Here is a 14,328-nt window from a genome sequence, read left to right on the forward strand (position 1 = left end):
GTATTCAATGCAGCTCAAAGGTATTGAGGCAGTCAGCGTGGTCGATCAGATCAGGTGCGATCGATGCGGCAATGAAGTCCATAGCAAAGAGTCCGGCTTCGAACAAATGACGTCCATTGGCTTTGACGCGGGCTATGGTTCGATTTTTGGTAATGGGAATAGAGTGGAAGTCGATTTATGCGAGCCATGCTTGCGTGCAACTCTCGGTACCTGGCTTAGAGTACGTGCGCCCTGGAGTATTGATCAAATGCCCTTGCGGCAAGTTTGGGCCGCTGTCGGGCGCCCTCCACCAACCATCGACAGCCAAGACCCCGGCCGCTTTGCGCACCTATACGGTGTGCTGACAGTTCAGGAAATGGCGGCTCAACTGAAGTGCTTACCCAAGGCGGTTTATGAGCGCGCGGTCGCCGGCGAATTCATTTTCCTTTCGTCGCCAGACCGAGTCGATGACCGGCGCTACCCTGCGTTTCAGCTCGATGAAGGTTTGGACAAGTCGCTGCTGAAGCAAACCATCCAGAAATACCTAGAAGCCGACGTCAATTCGACCTTGCTCTGGAGTTTCTTGCGGAGCCCGCAAAAGATATACGCAGGCCTGACCGCTATTGAAATGCTGCTGGGCGGTATGCCGCCTCAATATGACACGCTGACGCCCGAGGAAAGGGCCGACATATTCCTCGACGTGGTGGACGAAGAGATTTCCCGCGTGCGCTGGTGGCCTACCCATTGAAACGGGTCAGGTCCAGCTACGGATTTCATCTACCAGAAAGTAATTGCCATGGAAAAGTTGACACCTTGGTTTGATGCCAAGTTACATTCTCCGTCCCGCGAGGGATGGTACGACTGCAAAGAATGCAACGCCAGGCACTATTTTAGGGATGGGCTTTGGTACAGAAACCAAAAATCAATCCGTGACGGCAACATGACGATCCGGAAGATGCACTGGAGAGGTCTGAGACGGGAGTCATTGGTCAACCCTTACTGCTGACGAAACCATGCATGAATTTGCGGCGATCGGATTAGCTGCGCGTACCCGGCGGTCCGACATAGGCTTAACCCAGGATCGCGTTGCGGACCTGTGCGGCTTGTCACCCGTTATCGTGGAGAAACTGGAGAATGGATCGATTGGCGAACTCAATTGGGCGCATGCTGTACGCCTGCTCTCAATGCTCGGGTTGAGTGTCCACGTTTCAAATCCGCGGCCCACACGGCGCCAACAAGAAGGAAGGATCCCCGCGCTGGAGGTGGCCGCACGCTCTGCGAGCACCAGCTATAAAGAAAATCTCAGTACTGAGGACCTGCGGACAGCCCTTCTAACGGCAACGTACCCAAAGAACTTCGCGCCTCATGTGCGTGCATTCTTGGATGAAGCGCATGTTTCTCAGATTGCAGACGTGGTTGAGCAGCTACATCACGAAATCGGCGTCAATCGCACCGAAGTGTGGCGGCACATGCGTAGCATGGCAAGAGCTGCCGGTACAGCCCGAGATATTTGGTTGTAATGGCCTCATTGGTGGGCAACATGAACTTTTAGCTCCTTGAAGGATGGCCAACCATTCGCCTCTAGGACTCACATTCCGGAAGGTCCGCCAGTGACCTGCGCCCACCTGGTTGCTCCTGCTGGACTACCTCCACTGACTCACTGCCGTCCTCCAGCTGGACTACTTCTACCTCGAGCGGTTCTTCCGTCAGGTAAGCCACAACGCGGTTGCCCCTTTTTATGAGCCCAGCCACATCTTCAGGCTCCATACAGTGGGCTTCGTACAGGTGGTAATCCGGTGGTTCAGGCCCATCGAGGCACTGAATCGTGACCTCGATCAACTTTCCGTTTTGATACAGGCTTTGGCCTATGACGTATTCAGACATACTTTCTCTTTCTTGATCTCTGTCTACAAGAGCAACGGCATGGTGCCTGCTTTAGGAGCGACAACCTTTGGAGCGGCAACTAGGCGGTCGGCGGGGTACTGTCGCATGAAGTCCATGCTTTGGCTCGGCTCGGCCTGTAGCCAGTCATCGTAGGCACCGACCGGCAGGATCACCACCATGCGCTTTTCATCTTCAGCTCGGTGAAAGTTCTTCATCAGCGCGTGGTCATCGGCGTTGACTGTCAACATGGTAAAGCTGTGCAAGTCGCCAACTGGAGATTTCCATACCGACCACAAGCCGGCGATCCCCATGGGTTCACCGTCGGCCCTGGCAATCCGGGTTGAGATCGGCTTGCCGCCACGGTGGTCGGGCTCATAGATTGCATCGGCCGGGATGATGCAATGCTTGCCCCAGCGCCAGGCGTCCCGAAAGCTCGGTTTTTCGGTCACAGTTTCACTGCGGGCGTTGTACGTGTTTCGAGCCAGTTTTTCATCTTTGGCCCAGTGGGGTAATAGCCCGAAAACCCCTGCAATCGCCTCGCGTCCGGGGACCGCTTCGTCACCGATGCCCGCCTCTTTCGGCCTACGGATGAAAACACCCCTGTAACCCGGCCACATATCGAGCTTTCCCTGGTCGTTGGGCGGCTCAACATTAAAGGCCGTGCGGTATTTTTCCGCATTTCGCAGAGCTTCAAAGTTACTGCACATGGTCAAACTTTAACCTTCGCCATATACTGGATGTATGTACAGTATTATGCCGCAAGACGCCGTCTGCTTCACGCAGGGTCCTACCTTGCTCGTGGCTTGGGTAGAGGGAACAGTTCCGGCTGGATTTCCATCTCCAGCGGCAGACTTCGCGGTCAAACGCCACGATCTGAACGACCTATTGATCACCCATCCCGCCGCCACCTTCATGTGGCAGGCGCGCGGCCTCTCCATGATTGAGCTGGGCATTGCGGACAGTGATATTTTGGTGGTCAACCGGGCGCTCAATCCAAAGCACGGCGACATAGTGGTGGCTGAGATTGACGGCGATTTCACAGTCAAGCAGTTCTACCGCCGCAATGGAATGGTCCAGCTACGTGCCGCCAATGCCACCTTCCCCCCCATTCTTTTCCGAGATGGTCAGACCATGACCATTTGCGGTGTGGTTACAGCCACCATCAAGCGCTTCAAGTGATGCCATGTTTGCACTGGTCGATGGCAACAACTTCTATGTGAGCTGTGAGCGGGCTTTTCGTCCTGACTTGAAGAATCGTCCGGTTGTTGTCCTGAGCAATAACGATGGTTGCGCCATCGCACGGAGCAACGAAGCAAAGGCCCTTGGTATTCGCATGGGCGCGCCGTGGTTTGAATGCCGGCATCTGGCCGAAGAGCACGGTGTGGTGGCGCTTTCGGCGAACTTTGTGCTCTACGGCGATATGAGCGACCGCATGATGTCCGTGGCGGGTGGGCTAGGCCCAGGGCAGGAGATCTACAGTATTGATGAATCATTTATCGACATGGCCGGGGTCAAAGGTGATCTGACAGCGCGGGCGCAGCGGGTGCGTGAGCGCGTTTTGCAATGGACCGGCATCCCCACCGGCATCGGCATAGCGCGCACAAAAACCCTGGCCAAGCTGGCAAATCACATTGCCAAGAGCGCTGACCGCAAAGCTGGCAGCTACCCCGCAGAGCTCGCCCGTGTCTGCAATCTGGCCAGCTTGCCAGCGGCGGACCTCGATGCCGTGCTTCAAACCACAGACGTATCCGAAGTGTGGGGTGTTGGGCGCCGTATCGCGGAGCAGCTAAATGAAGGTGGGGTGCATACCGTGCTGGACCTGGTGCGCTTAGATCCCGCGACCGTGCGCAGGCGCTGGAGCGTGGTGTTGGAACGGACTGTGCGTGAGTTGCAGGGCCAGCAGTGCATTACCCTCGAAGACCAGCCGGCACCGAAGAAAGAGATTGCATTCACCCGAAGCTTTGGGGGAGCCGTCACTGAGTTAGCGGACCTCATTGCCGCAGTGACCCGCTTTGCTAGCGGAGCAGCCGTCAAGCTTCGCGATCAGGGCAGCAAGGCTGGCCAGCTCCAGGTATTTGCTCACACCAGCGCTTTCCGACCAGGCCCGAAGTACAGCAGGAGCCTCATCCTTCCATTGCGCCGCCCAACAGACGACACAGTGGCGCTGGTCAATGCGGCGGTACGCGGCATTGAAGCCATCTACCGGCCGGGTTTTAATTTTGCCAAAGCGGGAGTGATGCTGCTCGATCTTCAGGACGGAAACCTAGAGCAAAGGGAGCTGGATTTGGAACCTGAGGCGCCTTCACGCGGCCATCTGATGGAGGCGCTGGACAAGCTAAATGACCGCTACGGTCGTGGGACCGTGGTGGTGGCTAGCGCTGGTATGAAGGGGCCGCAGCGTGATTTTGAGATGAAGCAAAACCTGCTGACGCCGCAATACACAACCTGCTGGGACGATCTCCCAGTTGCGAAGGCCTAAAGCTCTGCCGAGGCAGGAAAAGCGCCAACCTCTATCGAAGTGGCGGACCGCCATAGCCATGCTCACGTTCCGGATGCACACCATACACATGATTACTAGTCGCCGTCAGCCGCGTATGTTGCGTGCTAGGACCAATGACTCCGAGTGCAAACTAGTTAGCAGGTTTTGAATTGGACTTGTGCGCCCGAAAACATCTCATGAGTGTCGAAGCCAGACTCCCACAGACCGGTTAACCGGACATGAGCTAAACCTTGACTCATGCACTGCGGGAAGCATTCCCAAAACCGCGTTTTTATACGAGCTTCCAGATGCCCGAGTTCTTCCTGATGCCGGTCATATGTCCGAACTGCGTCAAGTGAAGTGCCTCCGGCCGAAACCCCCATACCCGGTGCAATTATTCGCTCACCAATGCTCTCAAACATATTGACGTTCCGGCGTCTGAGTCGGCGCACCTCCTCGGGATTGAGAGTTTTTTCGATTGAACGGCCTCGAACCCGCACGTGACCGTGGAGCTTGGGCCAGTTTTTCTCAACAACGCCTAAAAGCCGTTTTTGCTCGAAGAGGTTCGGTTCAGCGTGCGACAGGATATCCAAAAAATATACACAATCACCCTCCACCTTGAAAAATAGGAGGTCATCAGCTCTTTGAACCAAACCCTTGCCATCGATAGAACTGACCGGGCTTAGATGAAGGTGGCGAATATGCCAGTGCTGCAGCATGTAGTCACGTCCTTTTTTCCCGAAGTTTGAGACGCGACTAGACAGATAGGGGGATAAGGATCCGCCACTACGGAATGCGGTCTTTACCTCCTGCAATACGGCTTTCAATTGAGAGTATTTTCTGTTTCCCTTGAGTTCTTGCGATACAAAAACGCGGTAGTTGCGAGGGAATACAAGACGCTCCTGTATTTCGTGCCATAGACAGTACCGGTCAACCGCCCTTTCATTCGGGTTGTAGAGATGGCCATGTGGCTCTAGGGCTTGTACAAAGAGCCAGTCATAGTCCTGAGCTAGATTGATGAAAATGAGCAAAGGCGCCTTGGTCTATCCCGTATCTGAGGATAGTATGAAGCCAGGAGGCTGTTATGAAAGTATTTTGGATGGCACCCGCATTGTTGCTAGCGGCCTGCGGAGCGAAAGAGCAAACAACAGAACAAAAAGAGGCTGCCGTCTCAGCGGCGGCTTCAATTGCCGGTTCAATGCTAGTCTCCGCTGCTCGAAAGTGCAACATCATCGGCGTGTCGAAAATCGACGAATGCGTGAACGTGAAAGGCAAACTCTTAGAGGAGATTTCAGCTCAAACGAGCGCACAACTTGCCGTTCAGTTCCGGACTTCGTTTTGGCAAGACTGTCAAAAGAACTTTCACGCTGACTATTGCACACAGCTACTGACACGTGCGGCTGAAATCGCCTGGCGAAAACCACCAGCGACCGATTGATTGTTGATTTAACCCAATCAGGAAATTCTTGACCATCTGTCATCGAACTTCTGGTGATGCCCACATGAGTTTGGCGACTTTAGAAACGAGAGAACGACTGCTTTCGGGCCAAGTCCAGTCCTTCATCAATGACTGCTTTGGGATCATGGTTCCGAACTTATTATCGAAATCTCCGCTGCAGTCTGGGAGCTGGCGCTCACGGTACGGGAACTGAATCGAATGGTCGCCTTCGCGGCGGATCCTTATGCCTTGGCTTGTTTTCCGTAGTATTCGTCACGCATTTTAGTTGCGAGGATCTGAAGCTTTATCACGTCGTCCTTGACAGCGGCCTCAACCAGTAGTTGCACAGTCTTATTTTTAAAATCTATCTTGGACAAGTTCCGCTCCTTGACCAGCGCGATAAAGTTTGAAATTGGTTTTTGACTGGAGAGTTTGCCAAAAATTCTTGTATCGCTAGGAAGAACGTTATTGAGGTAGTACGCCCAACGCTCCGCGGTGATGGAATCAAGGATTGATTTCGCATCGATCTGTGCAGTCCAAGCAACACCGTACTCGTTCCCGAGCGTGATGCAAAGCAAAGCACTGAGGCAGGCTGGAAAGGCTGGCGTCGGAATGGTCGTGCCAAGCTTCGTTAGTGCTTTTACGGCGGCGGCTTCGTTGTAGAAATTGTTCAGGCCTTCATGTGCCTTGACGATAGCATCTGCGGCTTTAACAAAAGTATCACTGCGAAGATTCTCAGGTACAAAGTCAAATCCCTTGACTTTCAGAAGTGCACTCTTCAGACCGCCGACAACTGTTGTCTTGCCATCAGCATATGCTTCAGCGTATGCATGCCCAACCTGCCACCGCTCAGTATGTCGGAGGTTGTCCCAAAGCACAGGCAAAAGCGTGTTGATGTTGGCAAGTGCATGTTCCAGATTGGCGCCGACATTCTTTTTGGCAGCATTCATCAATACACTGATAGTGAGCTTGTGGAAGAAGTAGGGCGACCCCTTCAACATCTCCACGTATGGATCACCTTCCTTCATACTTTGCGATTCCAAGGCGGCACGAAATTCGATGAACTTTGTCGCGACTTCGATCTTGGGTCGCCCCAGAACTCCGGATACACATGCTTCCAGAGACGCAAGCGCCTCGTGCTTTTTTAGCCGTTCCAGATCGCCGGAGTCATCGTCCATCTGCGAAAAGTGCGTGATGAGTTCGTAAGTGTGTCGCAGCCGCATCCCATCTGTCGATGAAATGACACCCAGTTCCTCCGCTAGCCGAATCGCTTCCTTGTCGGTCAATATGTCGTTGATGTCGTCATCCTCATCGACATCAGTCCGGCCAAGCATTTCGCCAATTAGGCTAACACCTACGTTCGAGAGTTCCTTCTTGAGAGCATTTATCGTGCGTCCCCAAAGATAGCTGACACCCATCTCGAAGTGGCCAGAGTCAAAAGCTGCAACGATCTGAACCTTGTCCTTCTTTGCGAGCTGAAGTGCATATTCAGTAATCGCAAGCGGAGTCTCGGCGGTCGCTGGTACCAACTCATTATTAGCAGGTTGCCAGAGTGCGATAGTCGTCATTAATTTGCTCCTTTAAATTCGGACCAACCATCTTGTGATTGCATGAACGCTACGTACAAGGTTTTCCCAACATTTTCCGAAAGCGTAGCAAAAGCTCTTTTTCGCGCGCCTCCCACAACCTCATCAGCGTTGGCCGTCTTGACAAAGCAGTTGAAGCCCAGGAGTTGGGCACGTTGATTGAACACAATGATTCCGTCACTGTTCAGCATTCCCTTAAGCAACGTGCCTTTACTGTCGAGTTGTGCAGAATCGATGCTCTTATCCGAAACTTCCGCAACAAGCTCTGCGAAGTTGATCGCGTTCTCAAGAAAAACTCCGTCTGTAGACAGGAGCGCGGGGACCTCGTCTTCGGCAGAGACGGCGATGAGGCATCCATGCGACTGGCGAAGAGCGTCGTATAGGAGTTTATTTAGGTAGCTCTTCAATGCCTCCCGGCGTTCAGCAGTAATCTTCGATGTAATCGCTTCAACAAGAAGTTCTAGGTACTGTAGTGGTGGAGGGCTATCTTCGTCCCGATGGTTTAGAAAGATGTAATGGCGGTCGCCGTGACTAGAACGCGTTTCGACACAGTCCTTAGCTAGCTGGCATATTTGAACGGCGCGGAAGTCGTTTTCATTAGAGAGAATAATCGAGTCGACAGAGACGGAGATGGGGTTGCTTTCGCCCTTAAAAACACCGTACTCAATCGATTTTTCAGAGTCGGTGATGTAAATCATCCAGTCGCCAGTCGCGAGGGGAGCACATTTTTTAAGAGCCTGTCTTATACCCTTTGGGTCAGCTGAACTGCTTCCCAACTTGTACTGTTCGCCGCCAGGTAGCATCTTAGCCATCGCCTGAATATCGCTGGTGATGTACACCCGGGGGCACAGATCGACACCTTCTTCTTGATACCGAGACAGCAAAACAATCAGCTCAACGAGGTTGAGCTGATCGTTCAAAATGCCCAACTTTGAGTTTTTGCAGAAGGTGTGAACATCCCCAATCAGTTTTGAGCGGAACGTAATATTGACGGGCATGTGCTTTCCTCTCCTACGATGTTATCAGTCTGCCGACTCAGCGCGAGCCTACTTGACCTACAGTCCTCAGCCATTTTCATTAACAAATTTCTGCGCACCATCGTCGACCGCACAGGGCTTGGTCGCCTAACCGTTCCGTCGACATAGGTCCCTCCTACGTGTCGAGCATGTCCCACTCATCGCCAAGCATCCAACGGATCGCCGAAAGTTTGCCGTTGATCATGCCCCACTCGAAGTCAGACCACGGGCCGAGGTTCTCGATGCCGTACTGCTTCTCGCACTGACGCTGCGTGCGCAGTGACATTTCCCAAACGCTGTCGATCACCATCCCTGAGTGTCGTCCGGGGCCCTCGACCGCATTGTCCCAATCCGCTCTGGTCACTATCTTGAGCTTGCCGTCCTCGATGCGCTCGCGCATGACCATCTTGCGGTTGTACCAAACCTGATGGAACAGAAGGTCCTCAGCTTTGAGCAGCTCGTGCAGGCCGCGCGGCTCTTCCTCCCAGGACTGCTCCCACACCAGTTCGCTGACCGTCGACGGTTCAACGCGCCGAAGCAACTCAGCGAGGTTGATGAAGTACAGTGACTTCACGCGGCTGAACGCGTTGGCGATGTCTGCGTGCGGGAACCGAGCGTTTTGCGCGCCGAAGTCCGACTTGTTGTGCGTCACGAATGCGAGCCGCTCACCCGGTGGTGCGGCCTTCACGAGGTCGACATACATCTCGTATAGGATCGCGTCTGCCATCCCGTTCTTGTTCTCGTGCTGACAAGGCGCTTTGCGGTGCAAAGCCCGTTCCGCCGCCCTCATCTTGGCAGCGTCTGAAGGTTGCAAGTGCTTCGCTTCGGTCAGAAGCTTCTCAAGTCTATCCAGCACGCCTTCGACTTGCCCGCCAACGATGGGTACCTTGTGGTTCGCATCGTCGAGCTGCTTGAGCAGGGAGTTCTTGCGGCGTGTGTCTCCGGGCAAACGGGTCAGCGCTTCGCGAACTTGCTGAAAATGCCCCTTTAGGCTTCTAGCCGCGGTCTGAGCGACTCGACTACGGTTCCGCTTGAACTCGTTGAAAACGAGCTCTGGCACCACGAGTCGCAGCATGTTCCTGCGTACCATATTCTCCAACACGAGCACAAGCGGACGCAGCTTCCGATCCTGCGCAAGGTCGAGCCACACGCACGTGTCAAGAAGGACATTGAACATCAGCCCGCCCCATCCTCGAATACCTTTTCACTCATCTTGGCAACGACTAGCTTCACATCCTTTGCCTTCACGCGGAGATCGGTAAACACCGTGTACTCGTCGTTCATCTTTAGGCGATCAGCACCGCCTTCGAACGTTCCCTGGCCCGACATCGTCGTCTCGATGGTCTCGTCCAGGGTGCTTGGTGGGCGCTTGCCGATGATCGTCACGGTCATGCCGAAGTACGTGGCTACGTAGTCGAGTACGCCGTTCGGCGTCTTATCCGTGCCCATCCGCTCAGCGGCGGTTGCCCACAACGTCCTATTCTTGCGGCCACCTTCGTACGCGATTCTTGCCGCGTCGCGCAAAGACAGCTTGCCGCCAAGACGCAGCGCCAACCATGCGTGCCACTTTGACGTAAGGCCGCCGGGGACGTTAGCCGTCTCAATTACGCCATATAAAAGCAGGCTTGCGCTAATTACGAAGCACGTATTCGCAGCCCACTGCGCCTGAAACCCGCTAATCTGCAGCCCTGATCCGATGAGGAACAGGAGTGCGGTCCACATGTTCTGGTTCGTCAGGGTCATCCCGCCTCCTAATCACAAAAAGAGTAGTCCCGCTGCGCAGCGCTTCTATGCAGTTTATCTCCGCACGAGCTAGATACTGGGATAAGTGAACGGAACGGGATGGCACCCTTTACGCAAGCACAACGTCAGCATTACGAATGCGGATCGATCAGTTGGCTGAAGACGGCGCGTCAAGCGCGCTCGCCGTCTTGCCCTCGATCAACGAAACTCTGCCTCGTCGCCCTCGTCGTCCATGTCGTCACTGTCCATGACCGGGCCGAGAAGGGTGTCGCGGCCGGGAGAGTAGCGGAAGCCTTCGGCCTTCATCTTCAAGACCTCATCCTCGCTCCAGCCCTTCTTGACCATCTGGGCGACCACCTCGGCGGTGATCTCCACCGCGTCCACTTGACCGATGACCGCGGCCATCTTTGTCAGTGTCGACTGGGCCTTATCCAGCATTTTTCGGACTTCGGCCAATGGATAGCCACCAATCGCACGGTCGCCAATCCTCGGGTTGTTCGTCTCTAAGCGAAAGAAATCGCCCAGGAGCTCGTAAGAACCATCCCAAGCCACTTCGATGCGCGATGGATCCTCCGAGATCCCGATCTCCTCGCGCGCGCCCTGCCATACGAGGCACATCGCCAATTGTTCGTCGGGCTCGAGCAGCCAAGCGTCGCCAACGCCCGTCGAGAAGAGCACGAACGGCGGACAGGCGACGCCAGCCTGGGTCATAACAATCTTGACAGTGCCTCGCTGCTCCGCGGCGACGATGGCCTCGCATTCCTCGCGGATCGAGCGCATCTGAATCGACGCCTTGGCGTTTTCGTTGCACTTAACGGCGTGGTGCCAGTGGTCGTAGCCTGCGGCCTTAGCGACCTTGTTAAGCAAATCGGTATGTTTGCCTCCGCCGCTACGTTGAAGCTTCTTCGCTTGCTTGCGCAAGCGCTCGACAACAGCGTCGGACGTGGGTATGTATCGCATGACAGATTCCTTCCGTATGCGAATCGCGGGTGCTCACTGCCAGTGACTCGCCTACAAAGGGAATCAGGATTGAAGATGGTGATGAAAGTCGTCCCGGGAGGGTTTGCCATGGTGAGCAGCAGGCATCGACGAGCGCCTAGTCCGACTTTAATCCACCTCACGCGCGGATGTCAACTTCGAGCCCGGACTACAAGCGCGCGGAGCCTGATGCTCCAGTCACGCTTCGCGATGGGCAAGTTTCCAACTTGATACAGCAGGGTTATGGACGCGCGCTCGACTTTGTGCTGGATGGTCATCGCGTCATTCGCAAACCTGAACGGCCCCCTGGGTCGCGTTCTCGATCGCTAGCCTGTGGCCTTGCCGCGCGCCATCGTAGTGGCGCCTGGCCGCAACAGCGACTTACTTGGCTTGAGTCAGCTCTACCCGGCGACGCCGGGCTTCTTTGTGCATCGTGACAGGCGTGGTCGCGAGGACGCGGTCGACCATCGCCGCTAGGAAGCGGCCGGGCATGAGTTCCTCCGGCGTGGCGTCAAGCCTCACTTTGACCTTCGGCAGCCGCTCTATCGCGCGGTCCACGTCTGCGGTGGCGTCCGGTGCGACACCGCCCGCGGCTTCGACGCCAGGAGCTCGCAAGACATCTTCGGTGGGCTCATCTCCGTTCTCGACGACGGCTTGCGCGCCCGAATACTCCATCAACACCAGTGCCGTGGAGTGGTAGGCGTCGTCCTCGCGCCCCAACTTCACAAGCAAGTCGAAGAGCCACTCGGCAGTGGCGGCTTCCTTGGTCAAGATGTCCGAACGCAATCCAAACACGAAGCCGAGGGCGGCGAGCGGGTGACGCAGCCGCAGGTTCTTGGCGTCGCCATAGGACTCCTCCACCCGGTTGGGCGCGTTCTTGCCGTAAGACGAGTCCATGCGCTTGGTCGAGATGAGAAGCTCGGGGCCGGTGGCCCAGTCCGTGATGATGACGTCGACCTGCTTCAAATAGTTCTTGCCCAGGATCGTGGCGCTCGACGATGTGACGCCGGACAGGGCGCCCTCGCGCTCGATGCGCGCGCGGATCGGATCGGCCTCGGCCCGAGGCAGGACCTCGAGGAGCTTGGCAACGGACGCTGGCAGGATGCGCGGATGCGTAGGCCGCGGCCAGGTCTGATCGGCGCCGAAGCCCGCCCGACGCAGCTCGTAGCTAAGCCACACGTCGAGGGCGAGCGCTGGAACTCCGGACTGAGTGTTCGCGCCAAGATGGAGCGGCACGCCGAGCAACAGCTCCAGAGTGGCGTAGTCAGGGACGAAGCGGCGCGCTCCGTCCGTTCCTTTGAACCACGGATTCGTGTGGACGCCGCCAGGGGCCGCGGCCTCCACGATGCGGTCGTAGATGGCCCACGCTTTGCCTTTGGAAGACGGTTCAGTGGCCACTGTTAGACCTCCCCACGCGACGGTTCGCTAGGAGAGCCCGCGCGGCCCTGAAGCGCTCGACTTGTTTCATCGTCGCGACGCCGCCATCGACGAGCAGCGCGCGGTCGACGAGTTCTACGGCCCCCAGGAGATCGCTCCGGCTCAACGCTTCGGCGACGGACTGTTTGATGGCCCTCAACGCGTCAGCTCGCGAACGGACAAGCTCGCTCGATGGCATGGCCCATACGTCGGCCTCCTTGGGCTCCAATTTCAGGATGCCGCCGCCGTAAGCGCGGCCAACCATCTCCGCATGCATGAGCGTGGCGGAGTTCAAGCTCGCCAAGGGAAGCAGTTCGCGGCCAATATCCTTATCGGCGGCGTTGAAGTAAACGCCGTGGACGGAGTTGAGGTGGTAGGCGCCCGCCGTGTTGGACGTCAGACGCGGCGTGTCGGCGTTCATGCAGGTCAGGAGAAGATCGGCAGGCTTTACCAGCGGCACGCGATACCACGTCTTGCGCACCTTGCACTTGTAGGCGGTGTCGACGCCGGCGCGATGGCCGTTTTCGATGTAGCTCGCCGCTTCTTCCGAAGGTGTGTCGCCGGGGTAGAAAAGAAGCGTCGACTGCCCCTCTTTGCCAAGCTTGGCGAGCGATCCGGCGCTCAATTCCAATCCGCGCAAGTGGGAGCTGCCAGGAGGCGACAGCCGCAAGAGCTCCCCGCGGCGAAGGCCGAGCTCCTTCGCGCGGGCGGGAGACACGGCGAAATACTTGTTGTTGCCCGTGACAATGCCAAGCGTAGTGTCGCCCCAGGCTTCGAGCGGCGCGAATTGCCCGCCTCGCAGCAGCGCTTTGAGAGGATCGAACGCGCGCGGATCGACTAAGCTGCTCGTCCACTTGCCGGCTGGGTCGGCCGGCGTCCAAGACTGTCCGGCCTCCAAAGTAGCGAGGCTGGCCGCGTTCTTCGCTTGGCGGATGACCGCGTGCCCAGCCGGGCCCTCTCCGAAGCCTTCCGCCAGTAGCAGCACCACGTCGGCCTCAGCTTCGGGGAAGACCTGCTGGGCGAACAAGACCAATTCGACTTGCCGAAAGTGATCGAAGAGGAACTGGCGCACCGGCGCGGCGTAGTTCACCGACAGCAGTTCCGCAGGAAGCACCAGGCCCAAGCGACCGCCAGCCTTCAAAAATAGGGCCGAGTGCACCGTGAACGCTGCCCAGCTCGAAGCCAGGCCCGTCAGTGAGACGCCGCCTTGGAGCGCAGCCCGCCGAGACTTCGCCCGTGACTCGCCGGAGAAGTTTTGATAGCGGATGTAGGGCGGGTTACCGATCACCGCGTCGTACGACGGCTCAGGCGCGACGTCGAAGAAGTCGCTTCGCAAGACATTGGCCTTGCCCCCCGCTTCGCGAACGCGGCGGCGGGCGACGGTCGCGCTGTAGGCATGGATCTCGACGCCGTCGACCTCGGGCTCTGCGCCCTTGCCTTTTCGAAGCTTGGCGATGCGAGCCACGGCGGCGACGAGGAAGGCTGCGTCGCCTGCGGAGGGCTCGAGCACCCGGTCTCCAGGCGATCTGATAGCCCAGTTGGCCACGAATTCAGTGATGGCAGAGGGCGTGAAGAACGCGCCGCGCTCTTTGCGGAGCGCCGGGGTGTCGAGCAGGTTTTTCACGCGTTCAGAGGCCATCGACGCATTCTAAAGGCCGCTTGCTCAGCGCGCTTGTCCGCCTAGGCTTTCTTCGCACCGAGCGCAGCGTTGCACGACGTCGCGGAACGTCTCTCAAAGGTCAGGCCTCTAAGGGTTTTCTCAGCTAATTGGGCGGCGACGTATGCAATACCATAACAAGGTCGGCGCCA

The 14,328-nt window shown here is 56.7% G+C and carries 15 protein-coding genes; 5 read left to right on the forward strand and 10 right to left on the reverse strand.

Translation table 11 applies throughout. The features are described 5' to 3' along the window. Positions 1-7: 7 nt before the first annotated feature. Together AC1D11_RS20185 and AC1D11_RS20190 are read left to right on the forward strand one after the other, a co-directional pair. A complete protein-coding gene (locus tag AC1D11_RS20185) occupies positions 8-727 on the forward strand; it encodes a hypothetical protein (protein WP_477647902.1) in 720 nt (239 codons plus the stop codon). A 265-nt stretch (positions 728-992) separates the two neighbouring features. Then, positions 993-1,499 carry a helix-turn-helix domain-containing protein gene (locus AC1D11_RS20190; RefSeq protein ID WP_431099007.1) on the forward strand — a complete coding sequence of 169 codons (507 nt, stop codon included), beginning with the start codon at positions 993-995 and terminating at the stop codon, positions 1,497-1,499. A gap of 61 nt (positions 1,500-1,560) precedes the next feature. On the opposite strand, the gene AC1D11_RS20195 is transcribed toward AC1D11_RS20190, so the two are convergent. Together AC1D11_RS20195 and AC1D11_RS20200 are read right to left on the reverse strand one after the other, a co-directional pair. Then, the gene (locus tag AC1D11_RS20195) at positions 1,561-1,863 is read right to left on the reverse strand and encodes a hypothetical protein (RefSeq protein ID WP_477647901.1); all 303 of its coding nucleotides are present in this window, start codon (positions 1,861-1,863) and stop codon (positions 1,561-1,563) included. Between the two features lie 23 nt (positions 1,864-1,886). Further along, a complete protein-coding gene (locus AC1D11_RS20200; protein WP_477651300.1) occupies positions 1,887-2,570 on the reverse strand; it encodes an SOS response-associated peptidase in 684 nt (227 codons plus the stop codon). Between the two features lie 34 nt (positions 2,571-2,604). Here AC1D11_RS20200 and AC1D11_RS20205 point away from each other — a divergent pair, with 34 nt between their 5' ends. Next, a complete protein-coding gene (locus AC1D11_RS20205) occupies positions 2,605-3,042 on the forward strand; it encodes a LexA family protein (RefSeq protein WP_477647899.1) in 438 nt (145 codons plus the stop codon). A 4-nt stretch (positions 3,043-3,046) separates the two neighbouring features. After that, the gene (locus AC1D11_RS20210; protein ID WP_477647898.1) at positions 3,047-4,342 is read left to right on the forward strand and encodes a Y-family DNA polymerase; all 1,296 of its coding nucleotides are present in this window, start codon (positions 3,047-3,049) and stop codon (positions 4,340-4,342) included. Between the two features lie 155 nt (positions 4,343-4,497). Here AC1D11_RS20210 and AC1D11_RS20215 read toward each other — a convergent pair whose 3' ends face one another. Beyond that, positions 4,498-5,373, reverse strand: a complete 876-nt coding sequence (locus AC1D11_RS20215) for a hypothetical protein (RefSeq protein ID WP_477647897.1) — start codon at positions 5,371-5,373, stop codon at positions 4,498-4,500. A 53-nt stretch (positions 5,374-5,426) separates the two neighbouring features. Here AC1D11_RS20215 and AC1D11_RS20220 point away from each other — a divergent pair, with 53 nt between their 5' ends. Then, entirely contained in the window at positions 5,427-5,780 is a 354-nt protein-coding gene (locus tag AC1D11_RS20220) for a hypothetical protein (RefSeq protein ID WP_477651298.1), read from the forward strand. Between the two features lie 242 nt (positions 5,781-6,022). Here the strand turns inward: AC1D11_RS20220 and AC1D11_RS20225 are convergent, their stop codons facing one another. The 7 genes from AC1D11_RS20225 to AC1D11_RS20255 form a co-directional block, all read right to left on the reverse strand. Further along, positions 6,023-7,348, reverse strand: a complete 1,326-nt coding sequence (locus AC1D11_RS20225) for a hypothetical protein (protein ID WP_477651297.1) — start codon at positions 7,346-7,348, stop codon at positions 6,023-6,025. Next, entirely contained in the window at positions 7,348-8,364 is a 1,017-nt protein-coding gene (locus AC1D11_RS20230; protein WP_477651296.1) for a hypothetical protein, read from the reverse strand. Before AC1D11_RS20230 ends, AC1D11_RS20225 begins: the two co-directional genes overlap by 1 nt. A gap of 154 nt (positions 8,365-8,518) precedes the next feature. Further along, positions 8,519-9,559, reverse strand: a complete 1,041-nt coding sequence (locus tag AC1D11_RS20235) for a PIN domain-containing protein (RefSeq protein WP_477650032.1) — start codon at positions 9,557-9,559, stop codon at positions 8,519-8,521. Then, positions 9,559-10,125: a hypothetical protein gene (locus AC1D11_RS20240; RefSeq protein WP_477650031.1), complete on the reverse strand. Its 567-nt coding sequence runs from the start codon at positions 10,123-10,125 to the stop codon at positions 9,559-9,561. The genes AC1D11_RS20235 and AC1D11_RS20240 overlap by 1 nt, the downstream gene beginning before the upstream one ends. Before the next feature lie 198 nt (positions 10,126-10,323). After that, the gene (locus tag AC1D11_RS20245) at positions 10,324-11,085 is read right to left on the reverse strand and encodes a hypothetical protein (RefSeq protein WP_477650030.1); all 762 of its coding nucleotides are present in this window, start codon (positions 11,083-11,085) and stop codon (positions 10,324-10,326) included. Positions 11,086-11,484: 399 nt separating this feature from the next. Beyond that, positions 11,485-12,501, reverse strand: a complete 1,017-nt coding sequence (locus tag AC1D11_RS20250; RefSeq protein WP_477650029.1) for a hypothetical protein — start codon at positions 12,499-12,501, stop codon at positions 11,485-11,487. Next, a complete protein-coding gene (locus AC1D11_RS20255; protein WP_477650028.1) occupies positions 12,491-14,158 on the reverse strand; it encodes an HsdM family class I SAM-dependent methyltransferase in 1,668 nt (555 codons plus the stop codon). The genes AC1D11_RS20250 and AC1D11_RS20255 overlap by 11 nt, the downstream gene beginning before the upstream one ends. Between the last annotated feature and the right edge of the window lie 170 nt (positions 14,159-14,328).

The organism is Polaromonas sp. P1_E11, from assembly GCF_056405995.1.

Excerpts from the sequence above, each read along its gene's own strand:
- AC1D11_RS20185 (WP_477647902.1), top strand. The coding sequence starts at position 8 with ATGCAGCTCAAAGGTATTGAGGCAGTCAGCGTGGTCGATCAGATCAGG.
- AC1D11_RS20190 (WP_431099007.1), top strand. The coding sequence starts at position 993 with ATGCATGAATTTGCGGCGATCGGATTAGCTGCGCGTACCCGGCGGTCC.
- AC1D11_RS20195 (WP_477647901.1), bottom strand. The coding sequence starts at position 1,863 with ATGTCTGAATACGTCATAGGCCAAAGCCTGTATCAAAACGGAAAGTTG.
- AC1D11_RS20200 (WP_477651300.1), bottom strand. The coding sequence starts at position 2,570 with ATGTGCAGTAACTTTGAAGCTCTGCGAAATGCGGAAAAATACCGCACG.
- AC1D11_RS20205 (WP_477647899.1), top strand. The coding sequence starts at position 2,605 with ATGTACAGTATTATGCCGCAAGACGCCGTCTGCTTCACGCAGGGTCCT.
- AC1D11_RS20210 (WP_477647898.1), top strand. The coding sequence starts at position 3,047 with ATGTTTGCACTGGTCGATGGCAACAACTTCTATGTGAGCTGTGAGCGG.
- AC1D11_RS20220 (WP_477651298.1), top strand. The coding sequence starts at position 5,427 with ATGAAAGTATTTTGGATGGCACCCGCATTGTTGCTAGCGGCCTGCGGA.
- AC1D11_RS20225 (WP_477651297.1), bottom strand. The coding sequence starts at position 7,348 with ATGACGACTATCGCACTCTGGCAACCTGCTAATAATGAGTTGGTACCA.
- AC1D11_RS20230 (WP_477651296.1), bottom strand. The coding sequence starts at position 8,364 with ATGCCCGTCAATATTACGTTCCGCTCAAAACTGATTGGGGATGTTCAC.
- AC1D11_RS20235 (WP_477650032.1), bottom strand. The coding sequence starts at position 9,559 with ATGTTCAATGTCCTTCTTGACACGTGCGTGTGGCTCGACCTTGCGCAG.
- AC1D11_RS20240 (WP_477650031.1), bottom strand. The coding sequence starts at position 10,125 with ATGACCCTGACGAACCAGAACATGTGGACCGCACTCCTGTTCCTCATC.
- AC1D11_RS20245 (WP_477650030.1), bottom strand. The coding sequence starts at position 11,085 with ATGCGATACATACCCACGTCCGACGCTGTTGTCGAGCGCTTGCGCAAG.
- AC1D11_RS20255 (WP_477650028.1), bottom strand. The coding sequence starts at position 14,158 with ATGGCCTCTGAACGCGTGAAAAACCTGCTCGACACCCCGGCGCTCCGC.